16 protein-coding genes, 1 pseudogene and 1 riboswitch are annotated in these 19,034 nt (G+C 55.6%); of the genes and pseudogenes, 5 read left to right on the top strand and 12 right to left on the bottom strand.

What is annotated here, in order from left to right; translation table 11 throughout:
• Positions 1-124: 124 nt before the first annotated feature.
• From WM40_RS14410 to WM40_RS14360, 11 genes and pseudogenes are all read right to left on the bottom strand, one after another.
• Positions 125-865 carry a GntR family transcriptional regulator gene (locus WM40_RS14410; RefSeq protein ID WP_236693520.1) on the bottom strand — a complete coding sequence of 247 codons (741 nt, stop codon included), beginning with the start codon at positions 863-865 and terminating at the stop codon, positions 125-127.
• A 48-nt stretch (positions 866-913) separates the two neighbouring features.
• Entirely contained in the window at positions 914-1,579 is a 666-nt protein-coding gene (locus WM40_RS14405; protein ID WP_024904724.1) for a cysteine hydrolase family protein, read from the bottom strand.
• A gap of 166 nt (positions 1,580-1,745) precedes the next feature.
• Positions 1,746-3,473, bottom strand: coding sequence for an ABC transporter ATP-binding protein (locus WM40_RS29570; RefSeq protein ID WP_413783805.1), 1,728 nt, complete (start codon positions 3,471-3,473; stop codon positions 1,746-1,748).
• Positions 3,470-4,165, bottom strand: a complete 696-nt coding sequence (gene biuH / locus WM40_RS14395; RefSeq protein WP_046153182.1) for a biuret amidohydrolase — start codon at positions 4,163-4,165, stop codon at positions 3,470-3,472. The genes WM40_RS29570 and biuH overlap by 4 nt, the downstream gene beginning before the upstream one ends.
• Positions 4,166-4,194: 29 nt before the next feature.
• Complete coding sequence (locus tag WM40_RS14390; RefSeq protein WP_046153181.1) at positions 4,195-5,121, bottom strand: ABC transporter permease; 927 nt, start codon at positions 5,119-5,121, stop codon at positions 4,195-4,197.
• Positions 5,114-6,199, bottom strand: coding sequence for an ABC transporter permease (locus WM40_RS14385; protein WP_082102769.1), 1,086 nt, complete (start codon positions 6,197-6,199; stop codon positions 5,114-5,116). The genes WM40_RS14390 and WM40_RS14385 overlap by 8 nt, the downstream gene beginning before the upstream one ends.
• Before the next feature lie 123 nt (positions 6,200-6,322).
• A pseudogene (locus WM40_RS14380) lies at positions 6,323-7,431 on the bottom strand (BMP family ABC transporter substrate-binding protein).
• A 52-nt stretch (positions 7,432-7,483) separates the two neighbouring features.
• The gene (gene atzF, locus WM40_RS14375; RefSeq protein WP_082102767.1) at positions 7,484-9,373 is read right to left on the bottom strand and encodes an allophanate hydrolase; all 1,890 of its coding nucleotides are present in this window, start codon (positions 9,371-9,373) and stop codon (positions 7,484-7,486) included.
• A gap of 290 nt (positions 9,374-9,663) precedes the next feature.
• Positions 9,664-9,966, bottom strand: a complete 303-nt coding sequence (locus WM40_RS14370) for an AtuA-related protein (protein WP_024904731.1) — start codon at positions 9,964-9,966, stop codon at positions 9,664-9,666.
• Positions 9,941-11,326, bottom strand: a complete 1,386-nt coding sequence (locus WM40_RS14365) for an acyclic terpene utilization AtuA family protein (RefSeq protein ID WP_046153179.1) — start codon at positions 11,324-11,326, stop codon at positions 9,941-9,943. The genes WM40_RS14370 and WM40_RS14365 overlap by 26 nt, the downstream gene beginning before the upstream one ends.
• A gap of 27 nt (positions 11,327-11,353) precedes the next feature.
• The gene (locus tag WM40_RS14360) at positions 11,354-12,658 is read right to left on the bottom strand and encodes a CitMHS family transporter (protein WP_046153178.1); all 1,305 of its coding nucleotides are present in this window, start codon (positions 12,656-12,658) and stop codon (positions 11,354-11,356) included.
• A 100-nt stretch (positions 12,659-12,758) separates the two neighbouring features.
• Here WM40_RS14360 and WM40_RS14355 point away from each other — a divergent pair, with 100 nt between their 5' ends.
• The gene (locus WM40_RS14355; RefSeq protein ID WP_024904734.1) at positions 12,759-13,658 is read left to right on the top strand and encodes a LysR family transcriptional regulator; all 900 of its coding nucleotides are present in this window, start codon (positions 12,759-12,761) and stop codon (positions 13,656-13,658) included.
• A gap of 125 nt (positions 13,659-13,783) precedes the next feature.
• Here WM40_RS14355 and WM40_RS14350 read toward each other — a convergent pair whose 3' ends face one another.
• A complete protein-coding gene (locus WM40_RS14350; RefSeq protein WP_024904735.1) occupies positions 13,784-14,656 on the bottom strand; it encodes an AraC family transcriptional regulator in 873 nt (290 codons plus the stop codon).
• Between the two features lie 767 nt (positions 14,657-15,423).
• Positions 15,424-15,547, top strand: a riboswitch (guanidine-I (ykkC/yxkD leader).
• 64 nt (positions 15,548-15,611) lie between these two features.
• Here WM40_RS14350 and WM40_RS14340 point away from each other — a divergent pair.
• Genes WM40_RS14340 through WM40_RS14325 form a run of 4 tightly spaced genes read left to right on the top strand, consistent with a single transcriptional unit; the run spans position 15,612 to position 19,032 of the window.
• Complete coding sequence (locus WM40_RS14340) at positions 15,612-16,688, top strand: putative urea ABC transporter substrate-binding protein (protein ID WP_024904737.1); 1,077 nt, start codon at positions 15,612-15,614, stop codon at positions 16,686-16,688.
• A gap of 26 nt (positions 16,689-16,714) precedes the next feature.
• Positions 16,715-17,530, top strand: coding sequence for an ABC transporter permease (locus WM40_RS14335; RefSeq protein ID WP_024904738.1), 816 nt, complete (start codon positions 16,715-16,717; stop codon positions 17,528-17,530).
• Positions 17,527-18,318 (top strand): ABC transporter ATP-binding protein, encoded by a 792-nt coding sequence (locus tag WM40_RS14330; RefSeq protein ID WP_024904739.1) that lies wholly within the window; start codon positions 17,527-17,529, stop codon positions 18,316-18,318. The genes WM40_RS14335 and WM40_RS14330 overlap by 4 nt, the downstream gene beginning before the upstream one ends.
• Positions 18,319-18,327: 9 nt before the next feature.
• Entirely contained in the window at positions 18,328-19,032 is a 705-nt protein-coding gene (locus tag WM40_RS14325) for an urea amidolyase associated protein UAAP1 (RefSeq protein ID WP_024904740.1), read from the top strand.
• Positions 19,033-19,034 lie beyond the last annotated feature (2 nt).

The raw sequence follows: 19,034 nt of genomic DNA, 5'->3' as shown, positions 1-19,034 counted from the left end.
AAACGCCGTTGATTAGACGGCGCACCTCCATCCGCACCTATCGAAAACCACACATCATAACCGATGTGGCCGGTCGAATACGTGCTTTCAAAAATGAGAAAAATCCCACCCCACGTTAATCAATTTAACTAACAAATGGCTGTTTACTGGTGCGCGCGTCGGACAACATGGACAGGGTAATTTTTCGTACCTCGAGTTTGCTCTGCGTGATATGTGCTCGTAGCAAAATAGCAGCCTCGGTCAGTCGGTTACGCTTAATCAAGCTCAGCATCTTCGCGTGTTCGTCGTAGGTTGCTGCCGTACGGTGTCGCTTTAAGAAGTCTAATCGCCGCACAATCCGAATACGTTCGGTAATGTCATTGTGCACTCGCACCATCTCCGCATTTCCAGCCGACTCGACCAGACGCCTATGAAAGTGTTCATCCATTCCAAACATCTCTATCGGATCGTCCTGTTGCGCTTCGAGCGACACACACCAGATACGTTCCAATTCGTCCAATATGTCGCGCGCGGCCGAGCTTCCGGACGACATACGCTCCAACGCCGCCGATTCCAGCACGATACGCAAGTCGTATAACTGGTCGAGTTGATCGAAATTGATTGGTGCAACTTTCCAACCACGACGAAATCCTACTTCCAGATAGCCTTCGCGCTGCAAGCGAAACAAGCCATCACGCATGGGCGTACGCGATACGCCATAGTATTGGGCAATATCGCTTTCAGAAAAACGATCACCCGGAAAAAGCCGGAAGCTGAAAATGTCTTGCTTGAGCTTTTGATAAACCTGTTCGGCAAGTGGATTCGCAGCATTCTTTGCGAGTGAGTCACTCGCGGGTACTAAGGGCGATGCGTCACGCCCGGTCAACGCATCCGACGTCTCGGTACGGTCATTCATCATGCAATTTTCTTCCTGCTAAATCGGGTTGTTCAGCGCGGCAAAAGGCGCCGTCCATCCCACGATGCCACCTTGTGAATGCACCATCTCAATTGTCGCTTGCCAAAAAACAGGAAAATAACTTGCCGTAGCGTCCGTCACCAACAAACTGTCGTAGCCACGGTCATTTGCTTCGCGCATCGACGTCTGCACGCACACTTCAGTGGTAACGCCGGCAAACAGAAGATGCGTTATTTTTCGTGCGCTCAGCCTTTCAGCCAGCCTCGTCTCATAAAAGGCCCCCTTACCGGGTTTATCGATCACCCATTCATTGTTTGCTGGCGCCAGCTCGGGGATGATAGCATTGCCGAACTCGCCGCGAACCAAGATCCGCCCCATCGGACCCATATCCCCTATCCTGCTGTTCGGCACGCCACGCTCCCGCTTGGCACGCGGGCAGTCCGCCAAGTCCGGTGCGTGGGATTCACGGGTATGCACGACAAGCATCTGGTGCTCACGCGCCCACGCTAGTAAAGTAACCACCGTTGGCACAATCTTTTTTAGTTGCGTGACATCGTTTCCCAGCGATGCGCCAAACCCGCCTGGTTCGATAAAATCACGCTGCATATCGATAATCAACAACGCGGTGGTGGCGGTGTCAAAATCGAAAGGCCCTGGTTGTGCGGCGATGCGGAGTTTCGTCATGGCAAATTGAGGGATTGCGTTGTTGTGTTCTGCTCGCCCTCATATAAACATTACGATACAGGGAAGCATGATAGTGTCATCGATATTCTTCGACACGCCGCGCAATGCTGATTCACGAAAAGCACTATAAGTAATGCGGTGATATTTTATGAGGGCTCGCAATAGCTCATACGATTTCCTCGTTGGGAGCGGTCGCCCTGTTATGATCGTCAGCAACACCATGTGGTCGACCGCTTGTGTCAGACCCTGCCATATACCGTCCGAGTACACTACGATCGGCATGGGTCGCATCAGTCTCAAAAACAAATTCTCCGGCTGTCATTACAACGATACGGTCCGCCAGCGCCAATAGTTCGTCTACATCTTCACTGATCAACAATACGGCAGCGCCATTACGTTTTGCCGCGACGATTCGTGCATGAATGTCGGCAACGGAAGCAAAGTCAAGACCGAAAACAGGGTTGGCGACAATCAATACATCCACCGCCTGCCCCAATTCCCGCGCGAGCACGGCACGCTGAACATTACCACCAGACAAGGTGCCCATGGTCCGCTCAGGGACAGGAGGACGAACATTGAACTCCTGGATCAAATGGGCGGCGCGCTCCCGCATCGCACGACGATTCAGCCACCATCCGGCTCGGCGCAATGGCGCTCTGTCAAAGTCCCGCAACGCCAGATTTTGTGCAACGCTCATGCCGGCCACGCAAGCGTTGCGCAACGGCTCCTCTGGAATCGCGAAAACACGCAGCGTCGTCATTTGCTTGCGCGTGGCACGATATGGCATGCCTGCTACGCGCATGAGGCCATGCCGGATATGTCGTTGCCCCGTCAGTGCATCCAGTAATTCTTTTTGACCGTTACCGGAAACACCCGCTACGCCGACGATCTCCCCAGCCCTCACTTGCAAAGAGACGTCTTTCACCGCCATATGCCCTCGATCGTCCTGCACACAGAGTTCGGTCAGCTCAAGTCGAATGGTGCCGGCGGTTGGCGTTGGCGTTGGCGTTGGCGTTGGCGTTGGCGTTGGCGTTGGCGTTGGCGTTGGCGTTGGCGTTGGCGTTGGCGTTGGCGTTGGCGTTGCGTCTTGCAGCGCTTCTGCCATCGCGGAAAGGTCGCCGCCGCTCTGGTCGTTGGCATTCGAATGTGTCCCCGCCCCGATCATCCAGCGGGCAAGTTCATCGGGGTTCGTGTCTGATACCGGGCAACTGGCCACGCGCTTTCCTCGCCGCAACACCGTTACGTCGTCCGCATACGCCATGACCTCTCGGAACTTATGCGTGATCATCAGCACGGTCAAGCGACCAGACAACGTCAGTGTGCGCATTAATCCCAACACATCATCCGCTTCCTGTGGCGTCAGCACGGAAGTCGGCTCGTCGAGAATCAATAGACGCTGCTGCAGATAGAGTTGCTTCAATATTTCCAACTTCTGTTTTTCGCCCGCTGCTAGCGATGCGACAGGCACGGACAACGGAAGTTGAAACGGCATGCTTTGCATAAACGCTGTCAGCGCGGCGCGCTCGCGTTTCCAGTCGATCTGCCATGGCAGCGCACCGCGTGCCAATAACAAATTTTCCTCGACGGAAAGACCCGTCGCCAGCGTGAAATGCTGGTACACCATGCCTATGCCGAGGGCTTGTGCGTCGCGCGGCGATGCAATCGAGACCTCTCGGGTGTCCGCGATCATCTGTCCCTGATCCAGCAAACCGTACCCTACCAACCCTTTTACAAGCGTACTTTTGCCGGCGCCGTTTTCTCCGAGGAGTGCGTGAATCGTTCCCGACCGTACTTTCATTGAAACGTCATCCAGGGCGCGGAAGGCACCAAATGACTTCCCCGCGCCTACAAGCTCGATCGCCAGCCCAAGACCTTGTTGTGGTCGATTCATCATGAATTGCGCAAAGCGCTCAGCAATGACGTCGAATCCGATACGGTGCCGAAGACGCCACCTTGCATCTGAATCATGGCCAGGGCCGCATAATGATTGCCGACATCCGTGGCACCACAACAATCCGCCAGAACCGTACATTCAAAACCACGGTCGTTGGCCTCGCGCAAGGTCGTATGCACACACACATCCGTCGTAATCCCGGTAAGCACCAGGTTGCGGATACCCCGCGTACGCAGGATCAATTCGAGGTCAGTCGCATAAAACGACCCCTTACCCGGTTTATCAATGACGATTTCTCCCGGTTGCGGCGCGAGTTCCTCGATGATCTGCCAACCATCCTCGCCTCTTACCAAAATTTTGCCGCATGGGCCGTCGTCACCGATACCCACGCCGTTGCTACCCGCTTGCCGGCTTCTCCAACGCTTATTGGCCGGCAAATCCGACAGGTCGGCGCGATGTCCTTCCCGTGTGTGAATGATCGTGTAACCCTGGGCTCGCATCATATCCAACACGGCGGACAACGGGGCGATCGGTGCCCGGGTGAGGCTCAAGTCATACCCCATCTTATCGACATACCCTCCTGGCCCGCAGAAGTCCGTTTGCATGTCGATGATGATCAATGCAGTATTATCCGCGCGCAGATCGCCGTTATAGGGCCAGCGATATGGTTTGGCTTCGATGAACAAACTCATGACGAACCTCTATCACCCAATGCGTTGCTTCAACGCGTAAGACTCAATTCACCTGGCGCACCTGCAAGGGTCCGATCCGGGCGACAATTGATAATCATGATTACCAGCGTCAGCACATACGGCGCTGCGTTATACAAGTAATAGCCACTCGTAACGCCAATGGCTTGCAACGCGGGTCCTAAGGCGCCTGCCGCGCCAAATAGCAGGGCAGCCCACAAGCAGCGCACGGGTTGCCACTTGGCAAAGATCACCAAGGCGACAGCCATCAGCCCTTGTCCGCTGGATAGCCCCTCGTTCCAGCTTCCCGGATACACCAGTGACAAATAGGCGCCACCGATGCCAGCGCATGCACCACCAAAAGCCGTCGCAATGATGCGGATGCGGACTAGCGGATAACCCATTGCCCTGGCTGTTTCAGCGTGATCCCCGACCAAGCGCAATACCAGGCCCCATCGCGTGGATCGCAGACCCCATTGCAATAAGAAAGAAAGAACGACACCGATCACAAACAGCAGATTGATATGCAGTGCGTCGCGCACCTGCGCGGATCTGCTCCACGCACCTAGATCAATCGAGGGCAGCATGGCCGCCTGCGGTTCGATCAAAGGCTTGCCCAGGTAATACGCCAGCCCCGTTCCGAACAACATCAAGGCAATACCGAATGCGATATCCGACACACGCGGCAAGGAACAGATCATGCCATGCAGCGTGCCCAACGACATACCGAACAGCGCTGCCGCCAATACGCCCAGCCAAGGTGACCCAGTTAGAAAGGAACCGCCGTAGGCACTCATCGCACCACAGACCAGGATACCCTCCAGTCCCAAATTTACCCGGCCGGCTTTCTCCGTGATGCATTCACCCAGGCTTACGAAAAGGTAGGGTGTGCTCACGCGAATCGCGCCGGCAAACAGCGACAACACCAGCACCACGATAGGGGAGTGCATATCAGGCATGAGGCTGCTCCAACGAGGAGGACGGTATCTTTGGCGTCGCTGGTGGTGACGCGCTCTCCGTGAAGGCCATGCTTTCCAATGTCACGCGCCAAGCAGTCATCCACTTCCCAAGCCCTTCCCATGCCAATAGATTCGCGAACAACAAACCTTGCAGCACGAGCGTGGTTGCATCGGGAAAACCCAGACGCCTTTGCAGCAGGCTGCCGCTCGCCTCGATGCCGCCCACCAACAGCGCACAAAAAATGATCGCGAATGGTGCCTGGCGAGCCGCAAAGGCCACCAGGATCCCTGCATAACCATATCCCGCGAGCAAAGAGGCATTAGCACTGCCCTGCACTGCACTGACTTCGAACATTCCCGCGAGCCCGGCTGCCGCGCCGCCCATCGCACAAGCACTCAACGTCAATAGATCGACCGGCAAGCCGACAAGCCTCGCGGCGCGCGGGCTCCCCCCTACCACCTGCATCGCAAAACCTTTGGTGCTGAACGTGGTGAATATCGAGACTCCCAGGCACACCAGCACACTCCAAAACAACCCCCAATGCATTTGCATTCCAGGCATGGAGCCGATCATCCATGCAGCAGGCACTGCAATTGTCGAAGGCTTGTTAAGGCTTGCAGCATCGCGCAATGGTCCCTCGACCAAAAACTTGAACACCGCGATGGCGATATACGACAGCAACAGACTGCTGATGGTCTCGTTCACCCCACGCCATTGCTTCAATGCCCCCACGCCCCCAGCCCACACGGCCCCGGTCACCATGCCAGCAACGGCCATCAATGGCGTTGCGATGAGCCAGGACGTGCTCGCGGGGAGAAGCATGGGAATCACGGCAGCGCTCAATCCACCGAGCGCAAGCGCGCCCTCGCCGCCGATGACAACCAATCCAACGCGGGCCGGTAGCGCTACGCACAAGGCAGTCAACATGAGGGGCGAAGCACGCATTAAGGTGTTCTGCCATGAAAACGCGGAACCGAATGCCCCCTCAAAGATCAAGCCAATGGCATCAAGCGGCGGCTGCCCTTGCACGGCCAGGAACAGTGAGAAAAGCACCATCGTCCCTATTAGCGCAAGCATACTGGGCAACGCGGGCAAGACACGCAGCGTCAGCCTTGCTGCCACCACGGCAGCCTTGCCTGCGGCGGCGGCGGCAAATCCCGACGGACGAAAAGGCCGGTTTGGAAGCACGATAAGCTCTTATCAAATTTGGCCGACGATGCCAGCCACCATATAGTTCATGCTTTCCAGCGAGTAGTCCGTCTGAACATGACTGACTCCGGATGGGATGACGACGCCACCTTTGTTATCCTTGATCGGTCCCTTGAAAATAACGAATTGGCCGCTCATCATGGTGGCCTTGATCGCATCGGCATTTTGCTTCGCCGAGGCATCTACTTTCGGGCCGTACGGAGACATTTTCACATAACCCTCTTTCAAGCCGCCGCGCAGTAGATTCGGTGCGGGCTTGCCAGCCTGGGCGTCGCCCACGAGTGCTTTGTACGGCGTGGCCCAATCCCATTCCGCGCCAGTGAGATAGCCCTTTGGCGCCAGCACGGATTGATTGGCGTGGTAACCGCAGCACATGATGCCGCGCTTTTCGGCGGTTTCGATCACCACCTTTGGACCGTCCACATGGCAGGTGACCACGTCGCACCCCTGATCAACAAGACTATTCGTCGATTCGGCCTCTTTGACCGGCATCGACCAATCACCGGTGAAGATCACGTGCGTCGTGATGGCGGGATCGACCGATTGCGCGCCCAACGTGAACGCATTGATATTGCGAAGTACCTGCGGAATCGGTTTTGCCGCCACGAATCCCATTTTTTTGTTTTCGATGCATGCCCCGCGACCACACCGCTAAGATACATGCACTCGTCGATATACCCGAAATAGCTTGATATATTGGTGGGGCTCCCCGCCTTCCACAATCCACCACAATGCGCAAACCGAATATTGGGATACTTCGCGGCCATCTTCAAAACGTACGGATCAAAATACCCGTACGACGTAGCAAAGATCAACGTCGCCCCATCCTGTTCGATCATTGCCTGAATGGTTTGCTGTACCGCGATGGTCTCGGGCACATTTTCTTCTTCGACCACCTTGACGCCGGGAAGCTTCTTGATGACATTTGCGGCAACGGCTTGCGCCTGGTTATAGCCATAATCCCCGCGCGCACCAACGTAGATTACACCGACAGTCAGCTTGCCCGATGCTGCGGTGGCGGCCAATGCGGCTTCAATTGGCAGGATGTTGGCCAATGTCAACGCCCCGGCAGTTCGAATGAAATTGCGACGGCTGGTCATGTCGATGATATCCCGTTAAATAAATGGTCGAGAGGGAAGCTGAAAACCGGTGCTACTCAGATGATGTCGAAGATAGACTTTGCAGATAGGGGCGCCAGCCGCCGAAATGCGTGATGTCGGGCGCGTCGGCAGTGATCGCCGCCGGCTCGCAAATGAAGCCCTTCACGCTCTGCGTGACCAGCCCCGTGCTCGTCTCCACCGCCTCCGCCAAGTGCACGGTGCCAATACCTAGCGGTGTGGGAATATCCATGACGAACTTGCCGAACAATCGTAGCGGTACTTCCCACACTTCGACCTCGACCGCTTGTCCAGCGGCGGCGTCGACGCGAATCAATCCCGGCTTGATCGGCATTGATTCCCGCAGCGCGTAGAGACGATAGACAGGGGCGGTACGCGTGGCTTTTATAAAGCGTGCGCCAGCCTGGCACAGTTGCCAGTTCAGCGGCTGACCTTGTAGATGTGCGCCTACCACCGCAAGGAGAACAGTCGGCTCCTGAAACGGCAAAGGCACATTCTGTGGCGTATACGCCGGGGGTACCGCCGCGAACAAGCGTTGAATGGCTGCTCCCAATACCGCCAGGCGGCGATCGGCACCACTTGGCGCGATCAATGTGACGCCGGCAGGCAGGGCATCGCCGCGCGGCTGGCACGGGATTGCCAGAGCACAGAGATCCAGCAGATTGACAAAGTTGGTATAAATGCCGAGTTGGCTGTTTAATTCCACCGGCTTGTCCTGCACATCCGCAATCAACGGATGCGTAGGCGTGGTGGGCACCATTAGTACATCAATGCGCTCAAACAAAGACTCCGCAAAGCGTCGAAGATCGGCTAGCGCATATTGCGCATTAAACGCGTCGACGGCGCTGAAATAATCCGCTTTGCCAATGACCTTGGTGACTACCGGATCTATTTCGCCGGTAAATTTATCAAAAAACAAACCGATGGCGGCACGCCGTTCGGCCACCCAAGGTCCGTCGTACAGAAGCGCCGACACATCACTCAGCGGCGCAAAGGGAATGACCTCGGGCGTCAGTGACAAACGCTCGTTAATCACGCTGCAACTGGCGCTGAAAGCTTGCTCGGCCAGCACGTCGCCATAGAATTCCAACGCGTCCGGGACACCGATGCGCGGACTGGAAGGCAACAGGCCTAATGGAACGACTTTCCGGGAGTACGCATCAACCGGATCAAACTTTGCCAACTGCATGAGCACACGCCAGGCGTCTTCAACGTGATGCGTGAAAATGGAAATCGTATCCAATGTCCTGCATGCCGGCACCACGCCCTGCTTGCTGATCATGCCTAGTGACGGTTTCAAACCGACCACGCCATTGAAACCCGCCGGCACCCTGCCTGATCCTGCCGTATCCGTCCCCAGCGAGAACGCCACGCAATGTGACGCGACCGCGACAGCCGAGCCCGAACTCGACCCACCCGATACGCGGTCCGGTTGAGTCGTATGTCGAACCGCACCATAGGGCGAACGGGTTCCGACCAGCCCTGTGGCGAACTGGTCGAGATTGGTCTTGCCAATCACGATCGCCCCGGCATCCAGCAGACGCTGCACGGCAAAAGCAGAGTGCGCGGGCAGAAAGGAAAAGGACGGACAACCGGCCGTAGTGGGTAGGCCGGCCACATCGATATTATCTTTTACGGCAAACGGAATACCAAACAAGGGGAAATGATCGAGGACGTCGGCGCCATGCTGCTGTTGCAAGGCGTCCAGGGCAGTGCAACGCTCGACCAGCACTTCGGGCGAACACCGCGCAATCCAGACCTCCGGCCGATCGAATGCGTCGATCCGAGCCAAGCACTCTTGCAGCATCTGGGTCGGCGTAAGGTGGCCCGCGCCGTACGCGCCCAACAAACCGGTCACCGTGAACAGGTTGTCCGATGGCGATGTCGGCGCCGAGGAGGCATGGGAATCAGGGTGTTTCGTCATGGATTCCATCTTGCATACAAGTTGGCATAGACGAAAGGATCGCGTGTCAAAAAAGCCGTGTCGACAATTTTTTACGATGGAGCAGACATTTCTATTTATTGTTTATTTGAGATGAAGACCACCTTTCCGAACCACCGTTATTGTTTCAGAAGACCGTTATCGCCTATGCGACATGTGTTGCGAAGGGTCGTGATGATGACTCGCGGTTAAGGCATGGTGGCGGCAAAAAACCAACCGCGGGTACATCCTTTCGGTGGGTGAAGGGTCAGTGGTTCCGTTGATAATCCCTGCTATTCAAGCGTCATATCCAGAAGTGCCGCGCTGACCGACTTTCCGTGCGCATCAAGCGCAAGTGACCGGGTCACCCCACCGCCAAGGGCGTTATGCAAGACGAAGTTGAACGCCGCCAAGTTCGGTAGCGCGTAGCGTATGACATCACCCTTTACGATGTCACTCAGATGGTGTTTGACGCGTGCGATGGTAAGTGTTTGATCGAGAAACGCATAATGCTTTGCGTCATGGCAAATAACAGAGACGTTTAACGTATTACCCTTATCGCCGGTACGACTATGCGCGATGTCCCGCAGTTTCATCATCGACCTCCACGAAGCAAAAACACGGATTGACCTGTTCGGCGGGTAAAAGCACCGACTGCACGGCAAGGACTTCACGCGTGCTCTTGGTGACGCCTCCCCCTCCGGCCGGTCCGTTGGTATAGAGCGTTTCAACTTCGTTTCCTATGCGGGCTGCTTCTTTGGCGCAGGATGTTCGGCCTGCAACACGAACGCGGACCTCGTACGGTGCCGCGGTTTGCGCGGCGAGTGAATCGCCATACAGCGCGTTCACGCCAATCAGATCAAGGCGCATCTCGGTTGTTGCGACACCCGTCATCACCAGTCGCTCCCTGACGATCTCGATCGCGAGTCGTCCACGTGCGAGGGCGCCAGGTCCGCCGTAGGAAATCTGTCCCTCCCCAATGAATCCATCCACGTATGCAACCGAGGTTTTGAGCATGCCTGTTCGCGCGGTTCCTCGGCCACCTGTTACGCGTACCCGGTCCGGCCCATTTTGCGTGACGCGCACATTGCTGAAGTCCGCGACGACATCGGGTTGGAGGTAGCAACCAGGATCGTGAATTTCGTACAGCAACTGTTCCTTGCACGTGGCCTCGGTCACACACCCGCCTGCGTGCGGTACTTTCGTGATGACAATCGCGCCATCAGGACTGACCTCTCCGATCGGAAATCCCAGGCGTGCAAGGTTGGGTATCTCTTTGCATCCAGGATCAGCAAAATAGCCGCCGGTAATTTGGCCGGCGCACTCGAGCAAATGTCCCGCGACCGTGGCCTGTCCGAGCAGATCCCAGTCCTCTATGTCCCAGCCGAATTCGTGAATCAGCGGTGCGGTGAATAACGACGGATCAGCCACGCGCCCGGTTAATACGACGTCGGCACCCGCTGCAAGCGCGGCCACAATCGGCGCCGCGCCAAGATACGCATTCGCCGAAACCATGCGGTCTTTGTATCGGTCGACATCGTCACCGCTTTCTTCAAAGCAAAGCGTCGAGCCCATGACGAGTTCAAGTACATCATCCCCGGTCACGGCGGCGATTTTAAGATTTCGCAATCCGAGTTGCCTCGCGATACGTGCGGTCTGTCTTGCTGCGGAAAGCGGATTCGCCGCTCCCATATTCGAGATAATGCGTATGCCGTTCCTCACGGCAATCGGCAGCACCGCACGCATGCGCGCATCGAGCAAGGGATCATAGCCTAGCGCCGGATCATCACGCCGTGCCTGTTGCGCAATGGCAATAGTCCGTTCAGCCAGGCACTCAAAAATGAGATAGTCGAGCTTGCCGTGTTCGGCGAGTTCGACGGCAGGCTCGATGCGATCTCCGGAATATCCGGCACCTGCCCCCAGCCTGACAGGCCTATCTAAAGAGGAACGTTTCATGAAGGGACCTTTCTGTCAGGTTCTTGATTACAACGGGAACACGCCCAGGACGATGCATGCGATCGTCATCGTGATCGATGCCGCAAACAGCAATGGGAACGTAAACTTTTGATGATCCGCGAGATCGATACCGCACAGACCGACAACGAGGAACGTCGCCGGAGTAAGCGGGCTGACCGGAAAGCCCGTGGTCATTTGCCCCAATAGCGCCGCTTGTCCAACATGCACCGGTGGAACACCCAGTTGCGATGAAACCTCCGCGATCACGGGCAGTACGCCGAAATAAAATGAGTCGGGATCGAAGAGCATCGAGAGCGGCATTGAAAGCAGACCCAATGCGACGGGAATATGCCCTGCCAATGATGGTGGTACAAAACCAACCGCGCCTTGCGCCATGGCCTTCAACATCCCGCTGCCTTGCATGATGCCGGTGAATACGCCGGCGGCCAGCAGAATGCCCGCCATCATCAGCGCCGCACGCGAATGTGCATCAATCCGCGTCCGTTGCATATCGACGTCGGGATAATTCACCAACAACGCCAGGCACAGTCCGACCATGAACATGACGGCTGGCGGGATCTTTTCTCCTAAAATCACCATGGTGCCGAGGACGGCGATCGTCAAAGCGATATTGAACCAGAAATTCTTTGGTCGACGCAGCGCCTGCTGCTCGGCAGTCAACTCCCGCCTGGGCGCGGGTATGTCGCCACTCGCATTTGTGTACCCAAGACGTCGCTCTTCACGCCGCCCCAACAACCAAGCCATCGAAAAAACGAAGATAAGACCGACTGCCTGAACCGGTATCAGTGGATTGAACAACGCCGAAATCGGAATGTGCAAAGAAGCCGATGCGCGAATCATCGGCCCGGTCCATGGAAGAAAGTTGATGCCCGCCGCCATCGACACCGCCGCCGCGAGGACCCGTTTATCCATATTGAGACGTTCGTACAGCGGTAACATGGCCGGAATGGTGACGAGGAAACAGACTGCCCCCGATCCATCCAGATGTACCAACAGCGCTAACAGCGTGCTGCCCACGACAATGCGCGTCGGCCTGGTGCCAACCGCTCGCAAAATGCCGTCGATGATGGGATCGAGCGTGCCCGCGTCCGTAATAACGCCGAAGTAGAGAATGGCGAAGACGAACATACCGACGACGGGCGCAAGGCCTTTCATACCATCGATGATGAACTTGCTCGTTTGCCAACCAAATCCACCGATCAACGCGGCAACGATCGGTACGATGATCAACGCGACCAACGGTGACATTTTCTTGGAAAGGATGGCCGCTAATAAAACGACAATAGTGGTAAGCCCCAATAAAGGCAGCATTATCTTGTCTCCGAATCTTGTTTTTTAATGCGTTCCAGCGTAAGTTGGGCAGGTCGATTACACAATTGAAATGATTTGATCGCAGCAATTAGATAACGTAATGGATCTGACTCTTCGCGATCTACGCGCTTTTGTGTCCGTGGCTGACTCGGGCAGCTTCACACGCGCTGCAGAAAAGCTGCATTTGTCGCAGCCGGCTTTGACGGTGCAAATCCGTCGCTTGGAAGCGGCGACGGGCGCACGTCTCTTTGATCGGAACAGCCGAAATGTCTCGCTGACGCCAACAGGCCGAGACCTTCTACCCATGCTGCGTAAGTCACTGCAAGACATGGAAAACGTGTTGCGGGACGCGCGGTCGGTTGCCGAGGGTCGAAGCGGCACCGTCCGTATCGCGTGTTTGCCCACATTTGCCGCCAGCGCCTTGCCGGATCTATTGGTGGCGTCGCGCCGCGATACACCACATGCCACGTTCCAGATCTTTGATGGCGTGGCCGAAACAGTGAACGCGCTCGTTCGGGGTGGCGATGCCGATATTGGCTTAACCGGTGGCGACCTCATGGATCCCACGCTGGAAGTACTGCACACGGGATTCGATCGATTGGTGCTTGTGTGTCCGAAGCATCACCCGCTCTCGAAAAAGCGTCGCATAACGCTAGAAGACGTTGCCAGCTCGCCGCTTGTGCTAACAGCGCCCAACACCAGCGTTCGTGCGGTGGTGGACGCTGCGCTTATCAAGTCCTCACGACCTGTGGAAGTCGCGTGCGAGCCGACCTATATGATGACCGCGGTGGCAATGGTACGCGGCGGCCTTGGCGTGACCATTCTCCCCTCATCGGCGAGGGAAGTACACGCAGAACCGGGACTGGTGGTTAAACCGATCGATCATCCGGCATTTGTTCGGCCCATCGCCATCGTTAAACAGAAAGGGCGGACGTTGCCGGCTATCACACAAGCATTTGTCGACCTGATGAAAAAGTCACTTGAACGGCGCACATCCTGACGGATGCTGCTCAGGCGACCACGTACCGCCCTCTTTTGAATCGTCAGCTAGCGCACCACTTGTCAGCGAACATTCGACGACGCTCCTCCAGCAGGAGCAAACGTTACGAAATCCGATATTTTCCGTCACAAGAGCGGAATATAGATATCCGTCTCCCATTGGTCGTGGGGAGTTTCTGGAAAAACGCTCAGATAGTGGAAGAACAATGGATGATCCCGGAGTTCCTCGCCGCTTGTCGGAAGCCAGTCGCGATAGATCGGATAGATTGTCTCGCTAATATGATCGGGGGAACCGCCATGCCGTACCACGGCACATCGGCCTCCCGGGATGACAAGTTCGTGGATACCGTAAAGATTTGACGCCACGGGTTCCGCGATTTCTCCGCAGATGTCGAAGCGAAATGCCACGTCCGGAGTCATGTCCGGATTATTTCGTGGGATGCCAAACGTTCTGCTGGCTGCCACCGGAGATTGCCCACTTTGCTTACGCCATTCGACGAACTTGCGCACGCTTTCGTTGACAAGCTCAGTCGGACCACAATGTTCAAGCGCGGCAACGCGAACTTCAGAAAAATCGACAATTCGTACCTGCATGGTGAAACTCCTCGAAAGATAGGGGACAACAGAAGTCACACTCCATGTTCGCCAGCTCGGACGTTGTCGAAATGCGCTCGGCGTCGCGCCAAACGCGCGCTTGAATGCGCGACTGAACGCTTCAGGGCTGTCGAAACCCGCGTCTAGCGCGGCATCGAGCACGGAACAAAACTCACGCGACGCCAAGCGACGCGCGGCGCGACGCAGCCTCAGCGACTGAACGTAGCGTGCGACAGGTACACCCACATAGGCAGCAAATTGCCGATGAAAATGAAATCTCGAGAAGTTGGCAACGCCGCTCAAGGCTTCCACTGACAGGTCGCCTTCGAGATGTGTTTCTATGTATGCGAGTACGGCATCGAAACGCTTTTTGTAAGCGCCCATGCTGTCGAAACGGTCTGACATGGTCTGGATAGGTATCTCCTAAGTCTGGCGCTATTATCGTCGGCCGTCGCATCATTGCACCTAGCCGCACTTGCTAATATGCAGACGGCCCCCATGCAAACCCCTGCTGCGAGGCGGCGTGTTGTCCAATAGGAACGAGAGGCGCTTTATTTCACTCATTATTTCAGCGACGTAATTGAAATACATTTATTCCTTTACCTGATAAATGCTACCAATAGCGTGGCTTATGACACATTGGCTGTATCGCATGCAACACGTGGGATGTAGCGTTATTTTGCAGGATAAAAAACGCATCAGATCGGCATCAGCGACCTGATGGATATCAATGCGCAGCTAGGCCGCGCGAGGGGGACGGCACCACCATTATGACTCGCACGGAGGCTGTTATGGTGCCATACACCATCAAAGGTGGTCCCGAGTCCCCGAACGAAAAGCTCGTCGCCGAGCGCGATGTCGCTCGTGAGACTAGACGTTCGAACATTGTGCTATGGAGAATGTAGGCAGCGGCGGAAACTGCTCGCGCACATGGTTATCGTCTGCAGATCGAGCGATCCCAAGCCGTTGAAGCGTTGTCATTCAAGTCGATCACAGCATGCGCCAAAATCGGTCTTCAATTTGGGATTGCATTCCTCATTTTGGGGCGCATCCGCTTCAATGGGGTGCAAAATCTCGACGAAGGTCCTATTTTACGTCGTTTGCGCTTGGCATACTTCTCGCTCGGGATGGCACAGGAGCCGGTGCCATATCCGGTTTGGTAGTCACAATTTGCAATGGACGACTAGGGTTCCGATTTCCGTGATGGCCGCCATGGCTTACACGTCACGCGAAATGCTGGTCCAAGAGTTGTCGACCTCTGGCGAGGTTACACGGCGGGATAAAAGCCCGGGAGAGAACGCGATCGAGATGTCGCGCCGCTCCTATTGCTTGCCCGTACACCACGCCAATAGAGGTCTCAATGATCAAGCTTCCCCGCCTGCTTAGTATCGCTGCCATATCCCTTGCTGTCGTCGCGTTGTCTTCAACCACGGCATGTGCTGCCGGGAAAACCGATTTCAAGGTCTGCTGGACCATTTACGCGGGATGGATGCCGTGGGGCGAAGCAAAGACCCAAGGAATTATCTCGAAATGGGCCAGGAAATATGGCATCAATATCGATGTCGTGCAGCTCAACGACTATGTCGAGTCCATAAACCAGTACACCGCTGGCAAGTTTGACGGCTGTGCCATGACGAATATGGACGCACTGACCATTCCCGCAAGTGGCGGGGTTGATACATCCGCGATCATTGTCAGCGATTACTCAAATGGCAACGACGGCATCCTTGTTAAAGGTCAGGGAAAGACACTCGCTGATTTAAAAGGCCAGCCGATTAACCTGGTTCAATTTTCCGTTTCGCACTATCTGCTCGCGCGTGCACTGGAGACGGCCAAGCTATCGGAACGCGACCTGAAAGTAGTGAATACGTCAGACGCGGACATATCCGCGGCCTTCGCTACGCCCTCGGTGAAGGAGGTGGTCACCTGGAATCCCATGCTTGCGGACTTAAAAGCGCAGCCCAATGTCACGGAGGTGTTCGACTCCAGCCGGATTCCCGGCGAAATCCTCGACATGATGGTGGTGAACACCAAGACGCTCCAGGAAAATCCGGCATTGGGCCGTGCGTTGACCGGCGCATGGTTCGAAATGGTTGCGCTCATGAACGCGAACAATGCCAAAAGCAATGCAGCCCTGACGTCAATGGCGAAAGCATCCGGTACCAATCTGGCGGGATTCAAAAGCCAATTGTCTACCACCGCACTCTTCGCAACGCCCAAAGCGGCTCTCGATTTCGTCACCAGTCCCGCACTTCCGCAAACCATGGCTCGCGTTGCAAAGTTCTCATTTGATCATGGCTTGCTCGGCCCGACTGCGCAAAATGCCGACGCCGTGGGTATGAGCTTTGATCACAATCTCGTTGTGGGCAACAAGAACAACGTCAAATTGCGGTTTGATCCGACCTATGTCCGAATGGCTGCCGACGGCAAGCTTTAAAGCGCTTACTTTTAGGAAGCCGCTTCATGCGACTCATAAATCGATATCCAAGCCGGAGCGGCGCGCTCATGCTGCTCTTGATGCCTTTCATCGTTCTCATCGCGGTATATTTCACAAGTTCGTCAGTACGTCTTGCAGCCAACCCCGACGACAAGCTGCTTCCAAGCGCAACCCAAATGCGTGATGCCGTAAAGGAGTTCGCCTTCACGCAGGACAAGCGTACCGGTGAATATCTGCTTTGGGAGGATACCGCATCAAGCCTGCGGCGACTCGCGACAGGACTGGCGATAAGTGCCGTGATTGCACTGACGGCAGGCATCATCACGGGCAGCATCCCACTGGTAACGGCGACGTTATCACCTTTTATCAAAGTGTTGTCGATGATTCCGCCACTCGCGGTACTACCAATACTATTCATCGTATTTGGGCTCGACGAACTTTCCAAGGTCGTACTGATCGTGATCGGCATTACGCCAATGATGATTCGGGATCTGCACCAGCGTACCCGTGAAATTCCAAATGAGCTATGGGTGAAGGCACAGACCTTGGGAGCGACAAGCTGGACGCTTATTTTACGCCTGGTCGTTCCCCAACTCGTACCAAGGTTACTTGTCGCATTACGCCTCTCTTTAGGATCCGCCTGGCTTTTCCTGATTGCGGCGGAAGCGATTGCCGCCACCGACGGTCTTGGATATCGCATCTTTCTTGTGCGCCGATATTTGGCGATGGATGTCATCCTGCCTTACGTAATGTGGATCACCCTGCTTGCCTGGTTGATGGATGAAGGGCTGCGCCGTCTGACCACATGGGCGTTTCCCTGGCATGGCCGAGGTGCGCAATGATCGAGATCAGGAACCTATGGAAATCTTACGGTAGTCAAGTCGTACTTGAAAATCTCAATCTCTTTATCCAAGAGGGTGAGTTCTGTTCGATGGTTGGCGCCTCGGGTTGCGGCAAGTCGACCTTCCTGCGTTTGCTGCTTGGACAGGAGCAGACGACACGCGGACAGATCCTGCTCGATGGCATACCGCTTCCTGGTGAGCCCGATGCACGCCGTGGCGTCGTATTCCAGCGTTATTCGGTATTCGAGCATCTCAGTGTCATGCGCAACGTGCTGATCGGTCTTGAATTGACACATGCACGACTTACCGGTCGTCTTTTCGGCAAAAAACGCAAGGAAGCGATTGCCGAGGCGGTGTCCATGCTGGAGCGCGTGGGGCTTGGTCCGTCGCTCGACAAATTTCCCCATCAACTGTCAGGGGGCATGCAGCAACGATTGGCAATTGCCCAGGCACTTGTGATGAAGCCGCGAATCTTGCTTCTAGATGAACCATTCGGCGCGCTTGATCCGGGCATTCGAAGTGATATGCACGCCTTGCTTTTAACACTGTGGCGTGAAAGCGGGTTGACCATATTCATGGTCACACATGATTTAAAAGAAGGTTTCACCCTCGGAAATCGTGTGCTTGTCTTTGACAAGGTCCGGGTTGATCCCCATGCGCCTGGCGCCTATGGCGCCCGCATTACCTACAACATCCCGCTTGATCATAGCCGCGATATCGCGCCCTCTCTTCATGCGGCACGCGCCATGGCGGACCGTGCCTCACGCGTCGAAACAACACTGAATTAAGGAACGGAGATGGCATTCCTGCTAAATGAAACCGTCCCCGGCGGCGGTCATACATCGTTAGTCGTGAAGCGCGGCAAATTGTTACGGATCACGGACCTGCTTGGCAATGCCAACGTAAGCCTGTTGATGTTTAACGCAGACGAGAAAAGCGAACGCCTGAATCTGCCCGACTCCTTGAAATGTCAGCACACTGCAAAATTCACCGCAGGGCATTGCCTTTATTCTGATATGGGACGGGTTTTGGCAGCCATAGTCGCCGACACATGTGGGTGGCACGACGCGATTGGCGGAGTGTCAAATGCGGAGGAAGCGCAAGAAAAATATGGCGTAGGGCGCTATCAGGACTTGCGAAATGCCTTTTACCGAAATGGTACGGACAATCTGCTTGTCGAATTGGGAAAGTGGGGGCTCGGCATATCGGATCTGTTAATGACGCTCAATCTGTTCAGTCGTGTAGAAGTAAGCCGCGAGGGAAGGCTGCATTTCATACCGGGAAACGGAACAGCCGGTCAATACGTGGAATTGTATGCACCGATGAACACGTTGGTTGTGCTCACGGCGATCCAACATCCGCTAGATCCGGATACGAAGTACGCGCCGCGACCCGCTCAGTTGACGTTGCGCAATGCCGAACCTGACGTTGCCGATTTGTGCCGCACGTCTTGCGATGAAAATGTGCGCGGCTTCATTAACACAGATCGTTTCTTTTTGTGAGC

Source organism: Robbsia andropogonis (genome assembly GCF_000970345.1).
GTDB classification, from domain to species: Bacteria; Pseudomonadota; Gammaproteobacteria; order Burkholderiales; family Burkholderiaceae; genus Robbsia; species Robbsia andropogonis.
This window is presented reverse-complemented; position numbering and strand designations above follow the sequence as displayed.